This window comes from Paenibacillus medicaginis, assembly GCF_042138635.1.
GTDB classification, from domain to species: domain Bacteria; phylum Bacillota; class Bacilli; order Paenibacillales; family Paenibacillaceae; genus Paenibacillus; species Paenibacillus medicaginis.
In genome coordinates this window covers 151,281-168,102 of sequence record NZ_JBHIRY010000009.1, presented here as the reverse complement: position 1 = coordinate 168,102, position 16,822 = coordinate 151,281, and the positions used below count along the sequence as shown (strand labels likewise).

Below are 16,822 nucleotides of genomic sequence, written 5' to 3'. Positions count from 1 at the left end.
ATAATATATAGTGATTTTTTTATATGAAATCAGCATAACAAGAAGAAATAAGGTGGAAAACTAAATGTCAGGACTTAATGGCACGAACCATTCACTTAAACCGCTGTCCCCGGAGTACGATCCGTGGGACCCGATCGATTCATTAAAGCAATTTGGCCGGCACACGCTGACCAGTGTGGAAATGACGGTTACACATTTATGCAATATGCGCTGCGAACACTGTGCTGTCGGTGATTCGTTGGTGATGAAGGAGGAGCCCTTCTTGCCTTTATCGCTGATGCTGAAGCGGCTGGATGAGGTGGAGAACCTGCAGACGATCAGCATTACAGGGGGCGAGCCAGCCCTGATGGAGAAAACTGTTGACGAGATCATCGTCCCGCTGCTGAAGTATGCGAGGGAGCGCGGAGTCCGTTCGCAAATCAACTCCAATCTTACGCTGGACATTGGCAGATACGAGAAAATGCTGCCATACCTGGACGTGATGCACATATCGCATAACTACACGGATGCAGACAACTTTTACGAGGTGGGCTTCGCCAATACGAGCCGCCCGGCTCCAAGGGCAGCGGCGGCCCGGCTGTATGAGAAGATGATGGATAATGCCGTCAAGCTGAGCAGCATGGGCATGTTCATTTCCGCAGAATCCATGATCAATTACAGAACACATGCGAAGCTCCCGGAAATCCATCAGCTCGTTCAGGAAATGGGCTGCCGGCGGCATGAGGTGCATCCGATGTATGCGTCCAATTTTGCGGCATCCCTGCCGGTTCTTTCGCTGGAGGATATGCGCGTCGCGATCCATCGCCTGCTCGATCACCGCAATCCTGAGCTGTGGATGCTGTTCGGTACGCTGCCTTTCTTCGCCTGCTCCGGCAACCCACAGGATCAGGAGCTGCTGCGACGGATGCGGACTGAGCGGAACGTCACAGTACGCAACGATCCGGACGGGCGCAACAGAGTTAACGTGAATATGTTCACAGGTAATGTGTATGTAACCGATTTTGCGGATATCCCGGCCTTTGGCAATATCCATCAACAGAAGCTGGACGACATCTTCGGCAGCTGGATCAACGAGCATCCGCTCTATCAGACGGTGAACTGCCACTGTGCTGCGGCCAACTGCTGCGGCCCGAACCTGCTCGTTGCGGACATGTACTATAAACATGATGATTTTAAAACGAAACAGGCCATCATGTGATCATTGTTACCACTACAGAATAGGACGGAAAGAAGGAATAAACCTTGGGCCATACCGAGTTTCATTTTGGAGAGCTGTTCATAAATCTGTTCCTGGTGCTACTGCTTGTATTTCTGAACGGGGTATTCGTAGCCGCTGAATTCTCCCTTGTGAAAATGCGCCAATCGCGATTAGCCCAGCTGGAAAGCGAGGGGCATCGTTTGGCAGGGTATGCGATTAAGGTGAACAGCAGATTGGATGCCTATTTATCCGCTACCCAACTCGGTATTACTTTGGCCTCTCTGGGGCTTGGCTGGCTTGGCGAGCCGGCCATAACCGAGCTGCTCGTGGAGCCAACCATGTATCGGCTGGGAATTGCCGATGAGACACTGATTACGACAATTTCAGTCGTGATCGGTTTCTGCGTCATTACGTTTCTGCACATCGTGCTGGGGGAGCTTGCTCCCAAGTCGCTTGCAATTCAGCGGACAGAGGGCGTTGCCCTGCTGCTGTCTGCCCCGCTGCTGTTTTTTTACAAGATATTCTTCCCGGTCATTTGGGTGTTGAACGCGGCCGCCAACAGGCTGCTGCGTCTGTTCGGCATTCAGCCGGTCAGCGAGGCGGAAGCGGCGCATTCGGAAGAGGAAATCCGCATATTGATGAATCAAAGCGCATTGAGTGGTGTCATGGACAGCAATGAAATCAAGCTGATGGACAATATTTTCGATTTCTCCGATCTGTTGGCCCGTGAAGTCATGAAGCCCAGAACGGATATGGACTGCCTGTACACCAACCTTTCCTTTGAGGAAAATCTGAAGATCATCAACGAGACACGGCATACACGCTATCCGGTGGCTGTGGGGGATAAGGATCAGATTATCGGGTTTGTGCACATCGCGGATATTTTCTTGCCGGAGTGTGGTGATAAGCCGGACCTGGCCGCGATTGCAAGACCGATTCTGAGCGTGCCGGAGTCGATGGAGATCAGTCAGGTGCTGCGTCTGATGCAGAAAAATCATGTGCAAATGACGATTGTCATGGATGAGTACGGCGGAACGGCCGGCATCCTCACCACGGAGGAAATTCTTGAGGAAATTGTGGGCGATCTGTACGATGAATTCGAAGATGAAAGACCATCGGTGGAAATCGTCGGAGACGCGATATCGGTAGATGGCCGGCTGCTTCTGGAAGAGGTCAATGAGGTGGCGGGAACAGAGATCGAGGATGATGAAGTGGATTCGATAGGAGGCTGGCTGTACAAAGAGCTTGAAGGCAACACGCAAAAAGGGAAAAGCATTCTGCTGGATGGCTTTAAAATCGAGATTGAGGATTCGACCAAGCTGCGCATTTTAAGGGTTAAAATTCACTCTATACCGAGGCTGGAGGATGAAGCTGCAGGCGAGGTGCATTAAGTTATTAGAGGGAGTGGATCATGTCGGGGAAACAACTGGTTTTCATTGCATTGGGGCTCGTCCTGCTGTACGGGACTTTTACCGTCGGGGCCCCCTTTCTGCTCGCATTTATCATTGCCATCTTCCTGGAGCCGATGGTCGGTTTTCTGATGAACAGGCTGAAAATGAGCAGGGTGATAGCATGTACGGTCAGCAGTACGGCATTCCTGGTGCTGCTGCTCGTACTGGCTTACATACTGGGCCTTCAGGTGTTTACACAGCTGGTCGAATACTGGAGAAACGCTCCCGCCTACTTCCAGTCCGCCAATGAGTTTTTACAAAATACAGTCGTCCAGGCCGAAGGCCTGTTCCAACAGCTTCCTGCGGAGACGGCAAACGGCATTGAGACCTTCATGGAAAATGTGAGCAACTACGCGATGTCGCTGGTCAATGCGCTTTCATCCGGTGTGCTCTCGTTTGCCAGGGAAATACCGAATATGTTCATCTTTTTTATTGTATTCTGTGTAGCGGTTTATCTGTTTTCCTTCAGCCTGGATACGATGCGGGCGTCGGTGCTGTCCTTCTTTGAGGAAAAATCGCGTGATCAGGTAAGCGACGTGCTCGCAAGCCTCAAGAAGTCGATTTTCGGCTTCTTGCGTGCCCAGATTATTCTTTGCATCCTGACTTATGTAGAAACGCTGATCGGCCTGCTGATCCTGGGGGTTGACTACCCGCTGGCCATTGCGCTGCTGGTGATGCTCGTGGATCTCCTGCCGATCCTGGGCGTTGGTTCCGTGCTTGTGCCATGGGCCGTGTACCTGTTTATTACTGGCGATATCTTCACAGGCATTGGGCTGATCATTCTGTTCATCGCCATTACGGTACTGCGCAGAGTCATTGAGCCAAAGGTCATCGGCGATGCGGTCGGCATTGGGGCGCTACCGGCCCTGATCAGTTTATATGTCGGCTTCAAGCTGGTTGGCGTCGTCGGCTTCTTCATCGGTCCTCTTGTCATCATTATTTATTCAGCTATGAGGAAAGCCGGCCTTTTTCAGATCAAAATCAAATTTTAAAGGACAGCTTGCTGTCCACGAAAGGTCCTCAAAAGCCGAAAGGCTGGCGGGGACTTTTTTGTTGCTTCCCGTCTTTGCTGCAAACATTTCGGTTCAGCTTTGCCCGGTGTCCGCATACGTTTGAAAAGAGAGGTCCAATAACCGGCAAGCCATTCAGTGCACTCGGTTTCAGCTTCAAGAGAAGGAAGGAGGCATATGTTGTGAAGGACTCAAATGTTATGCATACGATGAACACTATGCAGTTTCCGCAAGAAGGAGTGTACGCCCCATTTATCGGCCCCTTTGATCCTTGTCCGCCGATCAGGCTTAAAACGTACAGTCTTCCACCCAACCTGTTCATCCATTTTCAACCCCCGGGTTTGCCCCAGTTCAGCCCCAGGGAGGCGCTAAGGAAGGGCACTCTATGGCCTGACTTGTACAGCTCGTATACATCGAAGATGAATGCAAAGGAGGCTGACTGAGGATGAGCGATGAAGAGCAGATCCAGCAGTCGGAACCCGGTGACAAGCAATACTATGAGCTGCTTGAGCGGCTGCAGGAGCTTGATTTTGTCCTGGTGGAGCTCAATCTGTACCTGAACACCCATCCCAATGATTTGCAGGCGATTGAACAGTACAACCAACTGACACGCGACCGCATGCAGGTGGCCCATCATTTTCAGCTGCTGTACGGGCCGCTGCAAAATTTCGGCCATGCCTACTCCAAGTATCCTTGGGAATGGAGTAAAGCTCCTTGGCCATGGCAGGTCTAAAGCGGGAATCCAAAGGGAGGAGATGGTTCCGTGTGGATTTATGAAAAAAAGCTGCAGTATCCCGTCCGTGTCAGCAAATGTGATCCCCGTATGGCCAAACTGCTGCTGGAGCAGTATGGGGGAGCCGACGGAGAACTGGCCGCAGCGCTCCGCTATCTGAATCAGCGTTATACGATCCCTGACAAAGTGATTGGACTGCTGAATGATATAGGAACAGAAGAGTGTGTACCACCATGTTATCAATGATGGTCACGCGGAAGTTTAGGAAATATTTTAATGCTAAAATCATCAAGTGAGCCGTGCCAACGAGCTCCTTTTTCTTTTGTGTAAACAACCTTACTTAATACACTTTTTAGCATCTCGTTTCTAAGCGCTGGTGAGTGGTCTAATGAATAAAGATCAAGAACGTGTTCCACGACAGGTATCATTTCTCCGACTTTATCATTCACCCCACCCAAGGCTTCTAATTGTTTAAGCAGGTTAGTTTTTTCAACATCCAATTTTTTTGTTTTTTCTGTTATTTTTTTTGTTCTATCAATAAATACGTCTGGCGTGTAAATGTTTTGCTCAAGGAGATCATGCAGATTATCTAGTTGGATTTTTAGGTTATCAATATCTTTGTCTATTTTATTAATAGCATTTTCGAGTAGTTCAGCATCGTTATTTTGCTCTTCAATTCTTTTATTATTATCCCAATCAGTCTTATATTCGACAAGCCATTTCTTAAGGGACTCAATGATTCTCTGCTCCACCAAATATAAAAATGAACTAACATTCTTACACTCAGGTATCTGACATATCAGAGAGTCGTTTTGATTTGGGTGAGGCCGTCTGACCATGGCTCTACCACAAAAACCACAATAAACTAGTCCTACCAATGGGCTGGCTATCTTAAGGTGCGCTGGCACCGGTTTGGCCGGATTTAGTGAAAGTTTGTTATTTGCCTTCCACCACAATTCATCACTGACAATGTTTTCGTGTCTTCCTTGCACTAATTTCATTTCATTGATAGATAAACGAGGGCGACTCTTCACTATTTTACCGTCTACTCTTCTTTTCTTGAGCGGTCTACTTCCCCATTTTATTTTACCCATATAAACAGGATTGCGCAGTATAGACTGTATTGTTGAAGTTCTCCAGAGACCACCTTTGGCGGAAGGGACCTTTAATGTATTTAATTTTTTGGCAATTAAGGCGGTACCAAATTCTTCACGATCTCCATTTGGGGTAACTTCGCCATTAACATATAGATCGAATATCATTTGGACAATTTTTGCCTCTTCGGGAATAATTTCTAGAGAATACCCTTTTTCCTTTGGTAATTTGTATTTTTTATATCCATAAGGAGGAATATTGCCTACATATTTACCTTCAGAAATCGATGTTAATCTACCGTTTTGAAGGCGTCTATTTATTGTTTTGAATTCTCTTCGAGACATAAACAGGCCAAACTCAAAATATTCTTCATCAAATTCGTTCTCGGGATCATATATTTTACTTGGAGTCACAATTTTTGTACTCGAAAACTTGAAAGCTTGAGCTATCACACCTTGGTCACTCGTATCTCCGCGAGCAAGTCTCTCTACTTCCATCACAAAAACTCCAGCCCAAATACCGTCTTCTACTTCCTTGAGTAATTTTTGTATTTCTGGTCGTTCCTGTATCGTTTCACCAGATACAACTTCTCGAAATATTTTCTTGATTGGAACCTTAAGAGATCTTGAGAGAGCCAAGAGTGTTTTTTCATGTCTTGCCAGCGTTTCGCCTTCTCCTAATGCTTCCAACTCGATATCTTTTCTGGATTTTCTGAGATATATACAATAATCCCCATTATGCAATGCATTACTTATCATATTATTCATCTCCCGTTAATTATTTCTGGATGAAAGTGACCGCAATATACTCCGCATACAATCAATTCGTTTGGCAGAACTTCTTTCATTCTGTAATTATCGTTTTCAGGAATAAGCTTAATATAAGGGGAGCCTTCAGACCATTTCATTCTTTTTAACGATCCTTCCCCGTCAACTACTACAGCTACAATCTGTCCGTTATAATCGGCCCAATTCTTTTTCTTTAGGAATACAATATCTCCATCTACTATACCGGCTCCGATCATTGAATCACCTTTTACTCTAAGAGAGAAATCAGGTGTAGCAGTCTGAGGGAGAGGATATTCTGCGTAGCCTTGAATATTTTCTTCAGCGATTATGCCATCTCCAGCACAAATGTTTCCTACTATTGGAATGGTGTGTTTTTTTTCTATCCTTTTATTCTCACTTCTATCTAAGGGAGAACTATCATCAGTTCTGCACGTTAAATAGTCAGTAGTGGTATTTAAGACATCTGCTAATATGGCTAATTTATCGCTTGGAGGAACGCTTTTATTTCTTTCATAGCTACTTATGTTTGCTGGTAACAACCCCAAAGGTTCTGCTAATTGTTGTTGGGTTAAGCCTATTTGTTTCCTGTGATATTTTATTCTTTCCCCAATGCTATTCATGACACTCACATTAAAATCTCCTTATCAAATTTAATTTTAATAAAAAAGGGTTGCGCAAATTAAATTTGAGTCGTATAATGTGAGACAAGGAGGTGGAAGAAGAAAATGAACACAACAGTTGCCTCTCCTCAACGAGAGAAATTAAAAAGGTTGCGCAAATTGAAGGGCACTCAGCGGGAGGTAGCCGCTTGTTTAGGGATTACCGAATCTCATTGGCGTGAGATTGAAAGAGGTAAGTCTGTGCCCGGAACTAAGCTCCTTTTTAAAATTTGTCACTATTTCGATTCAACCGTGTATGAACTTTTTTCTGATCTTGCTCATCCTAATTTTTTTGACAACGACTCAAATTAAATTTTAGTTTTATATGTATCAAGCACTTTCAAATCAAATTATAAACAATAAGCACACTTTCCGCAACTATTATTTGCGGAAATATTATTTGATGTTTGGTTTTTTATTCACTCATGATTACAACTCAAATTTAATTTGATAAGGAGATGTTATGATGGGTGTACATGCTATCCAGCATATGTATGACCTTAGAGGTGATACGATGGCGGAAAAGCAAAGCGTGACCGGGAACGCTGTTGAGACATATCGATTAGGAAATACAACCATTGAGATTTGTGGTGATGATATCGTTCAAACACAGGAAGAAATTAATGACATCATTCGTGAAATGCATAGAATCGCCTGGAAATTCATTGTTGCTAATCGAGACAAAGCGGAATAAATTATCGGTTTAATAAAATTGGATCACAAATTCACCTGAAAGGAGATTCAACTTGCGAATTGACATTAACAAAATCAAAGTCAGAGATCGTATCCGCAAGGATTTCGGTGGAATAGAAGAACTGGCACGAGATATCGAACAAAACGGACTTATTAATCCAATTGTAGTGACACCAGCACCGGATTATCGGCTTATCGCCGGAGAACGGCGTTTAAGGGCGCATCAGTTTCTTGGTCGCACAGAAGTTACGGTCAGGGTTATGGAAATAACCGACTATGAACACCAGCTCCGCTTAGAGATTTCGGAAAACGAGCACCGTAAGGAGTTTACCTTCTCAGAGCGGGTGGAATGGGCGCGGCGCTTGGAAGATGTCGAACGGCTCAAGGCCAAGGACCGAATGGCTGGTAAGGAAAATTTAACTGACCATCCTACCGGACAAGTACGGGACATTGTAGCTGATCAAGCTGGCTTTGGCTCCGGTCGTCAATACGACAAGGCGAAATTCGTCATGGAGCACGCCACCCCGGAGATCATTCAGCAACTTGATTCCGGACTAATCAGCACCCATAAGGCTTTTGTAGAAACAAAGGCACAATTGGAGGCGGCTGTGCGCGAAGCTGAGGAACGGGCCGAACAAGCGGAACAAGAGAAGCTTGCTCTACAACGCCAGTATAAGGATGCTGTGCCCTCTGATCAGTTGGACGAGGCCGTAGCTGCTGCCGTAGAGCGTCATGAGGAAGAGACGGCAGTATTCATCAAACAAAAAGAAAAGGAGGCTGAGACGCAGCTTAAACAGCGTGACGAGTACTGGAAAACCAAACTTAAGGAAGAAATCGAATCCGAGCGTATCAAGGTTGAACAACTGAAATCGGGCTATCAACGGGCAAAAGAAGAGGCGGAAGCTTTGAAACTACAGCAGCCTGACAATTTCGATGATCAGCAGGCCGCAGCCCAAATGAAGAAGCTCCGTTTTGAAGCTGACAGTAACACGATCCAGGTAAGTATTCATGTTAAGCAGTTTTTGCAGAAGGTAGGGATAACGTCTTTCATGCTTGGCGCTATCGGAAGCGCAAGCAGCAGCGAAAAGAAACGGCTTTCTGAGAGCCTGGACATGCTGGAAGCCTTTATTGAACAACTCCGTCCAGCCGTTAACGGCAGAAAGGTGGTAGAGAAATGACATTAATTAATCCAAGCCAGCCTGATTATCTCACGATTGTCGAAAAACAACTCCAGCTCACAGAAGCCCAGGGTGTAGCTATTCGGGGGCTATGGGACGGCATGAAGCAAATGGAGTTGAATGTGACAGAGAAAGTGGAAGAGGTACAGATGATGGTTCAAGAAGTTCGGGATAGTGTCACCCTCACGGATGCTGAATGTTATCAGTTGCAGCATGCAGTAAGGATTAGATCCAATACGCTCACGAAAGACCGCTACACGGAGACGGACGGCAAGTTTAATGAGACGGTTGGTAAATACCGCCGAATGATCTGGAGCAAGCTTAAGGACCGATTTAGCGTGGCGAAATACAGCCATATTCGGCGGATTGACTTTGATGATGCGGTTGATTTTGTCCAAGATTTCCGTCCAGAGGATTACATCTGATGAAGGAGGGGCCGGATATGACGCTACCGGAGTTGGCTAGGATGTGGTTTAAGAATCCGCTGCAGCATGCCATTATCGTTCGCAACATTCGGCGTGGGAAGACAAGATGATCTATTTAATACCTGTCATGTGTGTGCAGAAGTTGGTACCACTGAAAGAGCAAGCGAAGCAGTTGTAAATAAATTATCCGAACTTGAAGCGGAGATTTGGGGCTGAGAGAGTTGGACAAGCATAAAGAATGTCGGGTCCTAAGAGCGAAATTAAGAGACTTGTATGAGGACAGCATTGACGCCGCTAAATTCGGAGTACCAACTGATGAGATCGATGCTAAAATTACTTTTCTTCAGGAGAGACTATCTCAGTTGGAACAATCTATCGGGAAAAACAAAGAATACGAGGGTCTTGAAGTTCCTGAGCCATCGGGTTTCAAAATATTGGGGGAAGTGATAGGTATCTGCGGGTATTGCGAAAAAGAGGTTTATTCAGGTCGGAAATATCCCGATCCAAAAGAAGGGCTTTTCTGTAGTTACTACTGCCGTAAGCGCAATAGAAAAAAACAGAAAGACCCTAGCGAATAATCGTGCTACCAACACGATCAAATGAATACAACTAGCGGAATTATATCATATCTTCAAGTTATTGCAAATAGAAGGGAATGGCTGCATTGTCTCTACAAAAACAATATACGCTCGGAGAGCTTTATAGTCTTGCGGATCAGTGCAGCCATGATTACCCGGCAACTCTGGCTCGAAAAATCGGATTGCTGACCGAAATTCAGGTTCTTTTGGGGCGGAAGGCCGCTGATGCAGTCAGGGAATATAAACGTATCTATGCCCAGCGGAAGCGTGCTTACGCCGAGGCATATCTTACAGCCGATAAGGACAAAGGCCAGCGTGCAGAATTGGCTGTAACTGATCTTCGGATGCAGGAGGCAGATGCGGAAGCGGATAAGGTTCGCTGGCACAATGCAGTAGAGAGTAATAACCAACTTATAAACTCTTTAAAATACAGCCTCAAGGTTCTGCTGGCCGAGTATAACAACCCTGCCAGTGGAGTCAGGTAGGTTAGTGATTACATGGATATTGGGTGGGGACACGGGGTGAGGTGAGTGGCGAACCCGCAGCCGGAAAATGGCTTCGTAAAGTTAGCAAATGATATTTGGAATGAGTTAATACGCCGGAATTTTACGAAGCGTCAAAAAGACATCTTGCTTTTCATCTGGAGACTATCTTACGGGTGCAATCTTAAAGATGCTTTCATCCCAAGGCTTAAAGACTTCGAAACTTGCGGAGTACCGGCAACGCATATTAAGAAAGAATTACTGTTCCTTGAAAACTCTCAGGTTATAGCCTGGGATAAAGATGAGAAGTTGTTCGCCATAAGGAAGAATTATGACTTGTGGCAAATAAGTCCAGTGATGGGGTGGGATTCGGAAAGATTCAATTTTCTGATTCACCAAAATTTAAAGCGAAAAACTTCACAAAACGTGAACTTTTCAGAAGATCATAGTGAATCGACAATCCAAGAGGATAATTCAGAAACTTCACAAAACGTGAAGTCCGACTTCACAAAACATGAAGATTTGGAGGCTGAAAACTTCACAAAACGTGAAGTTAAAAGCGGCTCAATCCCTTGTGGCAGTAAGGCGGAAGGAGTGTCTAAAGACATGTTTAAAGACAATTTTAAAGACAATAGTTGTTGTTATACGCCCCCAGGCGAATCAAAACCCGAAGATGAGGGGATACCGACTTCCCGGCAAGGTTCCGTTCCTGCCACTCCTGAAACAGGTGCCGACTCTATTCAGGACCAAATATCGTCTTCGGATATTGATTATCGGATGGCCATGGCTGATAAATACCTTCGCCGTCGAGGGAAGGGCTTGGAAATAACGGTTGCCGATGATCAAGTGATCGATGAGCTAATCAAAGAAGGTGTACCACTTCAAACTGCTTTAGACGGTATTGACCAGGCTTTTGACAATTTCAAGCCCAAGCATAAGTGGGATGAGATCAGAACTGTAAGATATTGTGCTACGGTCATTTATTCGCTACATGCATCTCGTCAGGCTGCTGACCAAAGCGCTGTCACAGCGGAGAGTATACAGGAAAGCGATTCTGCTCCTCAGCCGGACGAGCAATACAACACGGAAGATTTGCAAAAAATGCTGGCTGAGTTAAGAGCAAAACAGGGAGGCTGATAGCGTGGGAAGCTTCCAGGAAGAATTAAAGGCTTTAGTGCCATCACGGTTTCACGAACGGCAAGCTGCTGTCATACAGCGAATTGAGAACCATCCAGAGATACAGCGGCTAAAACAGTTATACCCTGATCGGACAGCAGACTTAACAAGCCCAAGGCGCTACAGGGATATTTCACAGCATCTTTCATATTGCGATTTGTGTAGCGCTTGTCCTGGATTGAAAGCCTGCCAAAACGAACAGAAGGGGCACAGGAGCGTTGATGAACCCCACCCAACCCAATCGGACGAGCTTGTATTCAGGCTGCGGAAATGCCATTTGTTAAAGTCCTATGAGAAGCAACAGGGCATCGGTCAGAGGATCAAGAGCCATTATATACCATCACACATTCTGGAAGCTACATTCGACGATATTGAGCCGGATCCGCAGAGAAGGAGCGCCATCGCGGCAGCAGTAATGTTCTGCAGCATGTTCGTTCCGGGTGAAACCACCCAAGGATTGTACCTGTATGGGCCGATGGGGGTAGGTAAAAGCAGGATTGCTGGTGCGATTGCTCAAGAACTTGCAAAATGCGATGTGGACGTTCTCATGGTCTATGTGCCAGATTTTCTGTTAGAAGTCAAAGATGCTATTGGCTCAAAGACAGAAACCGTAGAGCGCAAGCTTGACGCTCTCAGAACAGCTTCTGTACTGATACTTGATGACATTGGTGCAGAGTCAATAACAGCATGGACTAGGGATGAGGTGTTGGGCCCGATATTGCAGCGACGTATGGAGCGGTTGCCGACGATCTACACATCAAATTTGACCATCAGTGAGTTGAAGCAGCATTTTGCTAATGCGAGGGATGCCAGGGACAAGGAGATGGACAAAAAGCAGCATGAGAAGAAGGCGGAGCGGATTATTGAACGGATAGAGCCATTTACAAAACTAGTGCCGGTTGGTGGCCGGAACAGACGTAGGGGGTGACGGACGTGTGTAGTACATGCGGCGGAGGAAAGGTGAAATACCAGTTTAAAGGACCAATTGTGATACTGGGACCATGCCCGGAGTGTAATCCGGCTGCCCAAAAGAATAAGGAGGATAAGCCTAATGAACATAGTAGTGGACAGCGCATTACTGGCTGATGCATTGGATGAAGCAAGTAAGACTCTTCCCAAAAAAGAGATTATCCCCGTCATGGGCTGCTTTTTAATACATGCAGCGGGCGATAAGCTTACGATTACCGGCACAGATTATCGTGCTACAGTGCAATCATATATTGAAGAAAATGTTCAAATCAATAGCGCCGGCAGGGCTGCTTTGCCCAAAGTATTATTGGAAATCATCCAAAAAATTAAAGGCGAAGTAACTATTGAAGTGAAAAAAGACCAAGCGATCATCAGTTCTAAAAATAAAGCTATAGAAATATCTGGAATGGACCCAGACGAATATCCGTCCCCTCCAGTGATTGATAATTCGGAATTTATCGAAATAAAGGGAAAGGATTTAAAGGACCTCATTAGAAAAACTGTATTTGCTGCCGATATCGATGGGAAATCAATGCCGATCATTACTGGTGTACATGTCGTTATTCAAAATGGGAAATTAAAAATGATAGCTACAAACCGTCATCGTATAGCAAGGGTAGAGAAGGATATAGAGTGTGCTGAATTAGGGTCAGCAGTCGTTGAAGCAAGGGGGATTAAGGAACTGCAAAAAATCATTAATGACAATGACGAGGTAGAATTTGGGTTTTCTAAATCTGATAATGGCGATGTTATATATGCGTTTGCGCAAACGGAACGATTTACATTTTACTCAAGGGTTCTGGAAGGATCTTATCCCGAAGTGGAAAGCTTGCTGCGTGTTAGCCCAATTACTGAAATCACAGTTGAACGGTCAGAACTAATTCAGTCTCTTGAACTCGTATTAACTCTAGCGAGAGAGGATAAAAATAACTCAGTCACGTTAACGTGTTCGAGTAAGGAGATTATCATCAAAGGACAGGGGAAAGAAAACGGTAAGGCAGTCGAAAGTATCATGCCTGTTACATTTAAGGGCGAGAACTTTAGGATCACGATAAATGCAAAATACATGTTGGAAGTTTTAGGAATATTAGATATGGAGCAAATTTCCATCGGTTATCGTGGGCCCATAAATCCAATGTCTATTGAAGGTGTAAATGACAAATCAAACTATCATGTCATTATGCCCTATAAGGTGCGAAATGACTAAGTACAATGCCAAGAAAGTAATCGTCACAGCAGATGGGACTTTGTTTGATGAATGGATTATAAAAAGGTACAAGCTTGATGTAACGGGTATTCGTTTCGACAGCAAAATGGAGGGTGAGTATTACCAAGAGCTTTTGTTGCAGCGTCAGTATGGAGAGATTAAAGACTTCACTTGCCATCCAAAGTTTGTTCTGCAGGAACAACCGAAAGTGACCTACATTGCTGATTTTCTCGTAACCGAACTTGATGGAAGTCAGCGGGTGGTTGATATCAAAGGAGTGGAGACATCCACTTTTCGGGTCAAACTTAAGTTGTTCCAAGCTAAATATCCGACTTTACCAATTGAAATACTCGCAAAAAAGCGCGGGGAATTTGTCCCGATTCAACAAATAAAGAGAGAGAAAGCAGCGCGCAAACGGGCAATTAACCAATTAATCAAACGATCTGAAGGGGAGAATAAGCATGCCAGAACTGACCGGAATGCAGGTGAAATTCACCGTAATCAAAAATGAGGACGTCGAGAAATACCTTGATGCTAATGACAAAAGTGAACTGTCCCGTATCTTGTGGAAGATTCAAAAGTGGCGGGATCTGCACGGGAAGACAGTTTTGAATACTTATCTGGTAGTAAACACCGATGAACCCTATGCGGTGGAAGTGATGAGAATCATGCAGGCTAATAATCATTGGGGGCCAATTAACGATCCTAATCAAATGGAAATGAACTATGAAGGAGAATCTTTGATTCTTCTGGAAGCGGAGGGGGATAAATGAAAACGGAATATACAGCAGCTTTTCTATTCGGTGGCATTGGTGGCGGTGCATTAGGATTCAAGGGTGCCAGAGCCGAATATATGGGCGCAGAGGCGCGTTTTCGGAGCTTATGCAGCATCGATTCTGATCCAGTAGTTTGCCGGAACTATGAGTTGATTACTGGCGGCAAGGCAGTGCAAATGGATCTATTTGACCGTCAGCAGTACATCGATTTTCACGGAGTTGATGATCCTCCTAAGGATTGGCAAGAAGCTGAAGCTTGGGATTTATGGAAAGCATTCGGTGAAGAGGTTCCGGATGTGATATTCACTTCGCCACCGTGCAAAGGATTTAGTGGGTTGCTTCCTGAGAAATCGGCCAAAAGCAAAAAGTATCAGGCCCTAAATCTGTTGACCATTCGTGGGATTGACCTTTCACTTTCTGCATGTCGAGATTACGGAGGCGTGTTGCCGAGATTGTTCCTCCTGGAGAATGTTCCACGGATCATGACGCGTGGCAAGAAGATTCTTGAAAAGATTAAGGCGACACTCCAAAAGTACGGATATGCCGTAAATGATGAAACTCATGATTGTGGAGAGATAGGAGGATTGGGGCAGCGCCGCAAACGTTACTTGCTTATTGCCCGGAATGAGAAGAGGATGCCCGCCTTCATATATAAGCCGGAAGTAAAGCCTTTGAGGACAATTGGGGATGTGATCGATCCTTTACCGTTACCGGGTGACGAGATCAATGGAGGCCCCTTAAACAGAATCCCTTTGCTTCAAAGGAAAACATGGGAACGGTTAGCTTTTATTCCAGCCGGAGGCGATTGGAGAGACCTTGAGAGTGTGGAATTTGAGAAATACAGACTCGAACACGTTCCCAGGAGAGGAGCTTGGGCCGTGGATGATTGGAATCAGACGGGAAGAACTGTTACGGGTGGGGCAGGAGTTGGACGGAGTAATGGCTTGGCGGCGGTGAATGATCCTCGGACCGGATTTAAAGACGGTACTCATTCAACAATTTACAAGGTTTCCAGTTTCGAAGAAACAAGCCCAACTGTAACAGGTGCAGCACGACCAAACAATGGAGCGCTATCAGTAGGCGATCCGAGGCTCAAAGAGCGCAATGGCCGACATCCTGGAGTTTACCGTATAGTTCGAGTAGATGAACCGGCGCCGTGTGTAACAGGAACACGGTTTGGTAGTGGAGCATTAGCAATAGCAGACCCACGGACCCCTTCTGACCACTATGACGGAGACTACAACCGGACTGACGGATACGGAGTTCAGGAATGGGGGAAAACGGCGAAAACCGTCAGAGGAGCCGGGCGAATCATGAATTCTGCTTCATCAATCGCTGATCCGAGGGTGAACGACCGTGAGGGGAACAGACGAAGCAATGGGTATACCATTCGGCCTTGGGAGGAACAAGCCCATACAGTTACTGGAGAGGATACGTTGGGGAGTGGGGCGCAATCGGTTGCTGACCCACGGCTTAATAGTCGGAGTCAGCGATACCCTGGAACATTCCGTGTGGAATCTTGGGGAGAAGCCGCAAATACGGTACTTGGACAGACAGATGTTCAGTGTGGAGCTGCTTCAATAAACGATCCGCGCTTGGGATGTAACCCACGGTCTGGTTCTTATGGAGTACAGGATTGGAACGAAACAGCGACAACAGTCACCGGTTCAGGGGATGTTCATTCAGGTAATGCAGCTATAGCGGATCCGCGAATCCCAGAATATAACGAGCGATGTGTCATGTTAATTATTGCAGAGGACGGAACTTGGCACAGGCCTTTCACAACGTATGAATTGGCGGTAGGGCTGCAGGGATTCCCAAGATATCTTCCTGATGGCAGACCGTTTCAAATCGAGGGCTGCTCTGATTCAAAAGCAAGGGAATATATAGGTAATGCTGTACCACCTGACGCTGCTAAAGGCATGGCAAATGTAATTCTTATGGCTATGGTATTGTCTGAACAAGGTGTGTCATTCGAATTAAGTTGGGACCCCATTTGGGTACAGCCGGAAAGCCAACAAGAAGGGCAGTTGCTTCACTGATGGAACATGTCATTGCAGCAATCAAGAGGATTCGTTCCCACCTCATTATAGATGAATACAAGCTCCACAACATGATTGCAGAGCAGCTTACAGCCGCAGGGATTTCGTATAGTCACGAAGTCCCCCTGGCTCCCCGAAACCGCATTGATTTTCTTACGACAGACGGGATCGGAATTGAAGCCAAAAAAGGTAAACCGAATGAGCGGAGTGTTTATAATCAGCTGGAACGCTATGCCGGATTTGATGAAGTAAAAGGTTTGATTCTTGTCATAGAGCGATACATGGACTTGCCCGAAACGATCAACGGAAAACCTGTCGCATCGATCGGACTTAGAAAGCTTTGGGGAATCTCAAGTAAATGA

Annotated in this window: 20 protein-coding genes and 1 pseudogene; 19 read left to right on the top strand and 2 right to left on the bottom strand. The window is 45.8% G+C overall.

Annotated features, from left to right (window positions below; genetic code table 11):
* Nucleotides 1–64 precede the first annotated feature (64 nt).
* From yfkAB to ACE5LO_RS12205, 6 genes and pseudogenes are all read left to right on the top strand, one after another.
* Complete coding sequence (gene yfkAB / locus ACE5LO_RS12230; protein ID WP_375520298.1) at nt 65–1,198, top strand: radical SAM/CxCxxxxC motif protein YfkAB; 1,134 nt, start codon at nt 65–67, stop codon at nt 1,196–1,198.
* A 44-nt stretch (nt 1,199–1,242) separates the two neighbouring features.
* A complete protein-coding gene (locus tag ACE5LO_RS12225) occupies nt 1,243–2,589 on the top strand; it encodes a hemolysin family protein (protein WP_375520297.1) in 1,347 nt (448 codons plus the stop codon).
* Between the two features lie 20 nt (nt 2,590–2,609).
* The gene (gene ytvI / locus ACE5LO_RS12220) at nt 2,610–3,641 is read left to right on the top strand and encodes a sporulation integral membrane protein YtvI (RefSeq protein ID WP_375520296.1); all 1,032 of its coding nucleotides are present in this window, start codon (nt 2,610–2,612) and stop codon (nt 3,639–3,641) included.
* 236 nt (nt 3,642–3,877) lie between these two features.
* Complete coding sequence (locus ACE5LO_RS12215; protein ID WP_375355512.1) at nt 3,878–4,102, top strand: spore coat associated protein CotJA; 225 nt, start codon at nt 3,878–3,880, stop codon at nt 4,100–4,102.
* 2 nt (nt 4,103–4,104) lie between these two features.
* Entirely contained in the window at nt 4,105–4,392 is a 288-nt protein-coding gene (locus ACE5LO_RS12210; RefSeq protein ID WP_375355316.1) for a spore coat protein CotJB, read from the top strand.
* Between the two features lie 30 nt (nt 4,393–4,422).
* Nucleotides 4,423–4,614: pseudogene (locus tag ACE5LO_RS12205) on the top strand (manganese catalase family protein); the annotation flags it as partial.
* 17 nt (nt 4,615–4,631) lie between these two features.
* On the opposite strand, the gene ACE5LO_RS12200 reads toward ACE5LO_RS12205, so the two are convergent.
* Nucleotides 4,632–6,245 carry a recombinase family protein gene (locus tag ACE5LO_RS12200; RefSeq protein WP_375520295.1) on the bottom strand — a complete coding sequence of 538 codons (1,614 nt, stop codon included), beginning with the start codon at nt 6,243–6,245 and terminating at the stop codon, nt 4,632–4,634.
* A 5-nt stretch (nt 6,246–6,250) separates the two neighbouring features.
* Nucleotides 6,251–6,895, bottom strand: coding sequence for a LexA family protein (locus tag ACE5LO_RS12195; RefSeq protein ID WP_375520324.1), 645 nt, complete (start codon nt 6,893–6,895; stop codon nt 6,251–6,253).
* A gap of 105 nt (nt 6,896–7,000) precedes the next feature.
* Here ACE5LO_RS12195 and ACE5LO_RS12190 point away from each other — a divergent pair, with 105 nt between their 5' ends.
* The 13 genes from ACE5LO_RS12190 to ACE5LO_RS12130 all read left to right on the top strand — a co-directional run bounded on the left by ACE5LO_RS12190 (nt 7,001) and on the right by ACE5LO_RS12130 (nt 16,822).
* Nucleotides 7,001–7,246 carry a helix-turn-helix transcriptional regulator gene (locus tag ACE5LO_RS12190; RefSeq protein WP_375520294.1) on the top strand — a complete coding sequence of 82 codons (246 nt, stop codon included), beginning with the start codon at nt 7,001–7,003 and terminating at the stop codon, nt 7,244–7,246.
* Nucleotides 7,247–7,397: 151 nt separating this feature from the next.
* On the top strand, nt 7,398–7,628 hold the full coding sequence (locus ACE5LO_RS12185; RefSeq protein WP_375520293.1) for a hypothetical protein: 231 nt from the start codon (nt 7,398–7,400) through the stop codon (nt 7,626–7,628).
* Between the two features lie 52 nt (nt 7,629–7,680).
* Nucleotides 7,681–8,805: a ParB N-terminal domain-containing protein gene (locus ACE5LO_RS12180; RefSeq protein ID WP_375520292.1), complete on the top strand. Its 1,125-nt coding sequence runs from the start codon at nt 7,681–7,683 to the stop codon at nt 8,803–8,805.
* The gene (locus ACE5LO_RS12175) at nt 8,802–9,230 is read left to right on the top strand and encodes an ORF6C domain-containing protein (RefSeq protein WP_375520291.1); all 429 of its coding nucleotides are present in this window, start codon (nt 8,802–8,804) and stop codon (nt 9,228–9,230) included. The genes ACE5LO_RS12180 and ACE5LO_RS12175 overlap by 4 nt, the downstream gene beginning before the upstream one ends.
* A 221-nt stretch (nt 9,231–9,451) precedes the next feature.
* Complete coding sequence (locus tag ACE5LO_RS12170; protein WP_375520290.1) at nt 9,452–9,808, top strand: hypothetical protein; 357 nt, start codon at nt 9,452–9,454, stop codon at nt 9,806–9,808.
* Between the two features lie 77 nt (nt 9,809–9,885).
* Entirely contained in the window at nt 9,886–10,293 is a 408-nt protein-coding gene (locus ACE5LO_RS12165) for a hypothetical protein (RefSeq protein WP_375520289.1), read from the top strand.
* Nucleotides 10,294–10,338: 45 nt separating this feature from the next.
* The gene (locus ACE5LO_RS12160; protein WP_375520288.1) at nt 10,339–11,427 is read left to right on the top strand and encodes a replication protein; all 1,089 of its coding nucleotides are present in this window, start codon (nt 10,339–10,341) and stop codon (nt 11,425–11,427) included.
* Nucleotides 11,428–11,431: 4 nt separating this feature from the next.
* Nucleotides 11,432–12,394 carry a primosomal protein DnaI gene (gene dnaI / locus ACE5LO_RS12155; RefSeq protein WP_375520287.1) on the top strand — a complete coding sequence of 321 codons (963 nt, stop codon included), beginning with the start codon at nt 11,432–11,434 and terminating at the stop codon, nt 12,392–12,394.
* A gap of 123 nt (nt 12,395–12,517) precedes the next feature.
* On the top strand, nt 12,518–13,642 hold the full coding sequence (gene dnaN, locus ACE5LO_RS12150; RefSeq protein WP_375520286.1) for a DNA polymerase III subunit beta: 1,125 nt from the start codon (nt 12,518–12,520) through the stop codon (nt 13,640–13,642).
* Nucleotides 13,635–14,153, top strand: a complete 519-nt coding sequence (locus ACE5LO_RS12145; protein ID WP_375520285.1) for a DUF1064 domain-containing protein — start codon at nt 13,635–13,637, stop codon at nt 14,151–14,153. Before dnaN ends, ACE5LO_RS12145 begins: the two co-directional genes overlap by 8 nt.
* Nucleotides 14,104–14,415, top strand: coding sequence for a ribonuclease H family protein (locus ACE5LO_RS12140; RefSeq protein ID WP_375520284.1), 312 nt, complete (start codon nt 14,104–14,106; stop codon nt 14,413–14,415). Before ACE5LO_RS12145 ends, ACE5LO_RS12140 begins: the two co-directional genes overlap by 50 nt.
* Nucleotides 14,412–16,460, top strand: a complete 2,049-nt coding sequence (locus ACE5LO_RS12135) for a DNA cytosine methyltransferase (protein ID WP_375520283.1) — start codon at nt 14,412–14,414, stop codon at nt 16,458–16,460. The genes ACE5LO_RS12140 and ACE5LO_RS12135 overlap by 4 nt, the downstream gene beginning before the upstream one ends.
* Entirely contained in the window at nt 16,460–16,822 is a 363-nt protein-coding gene (locus ACE5LO_RS12130; RefSeq protein ID WP_375520282.1) for a hypothetical protein, read from the top strand. Before ACE5LO_RS12135 ends, ACE5LO_RS12130 begins: the two co-directional genes overlap by 1 nt.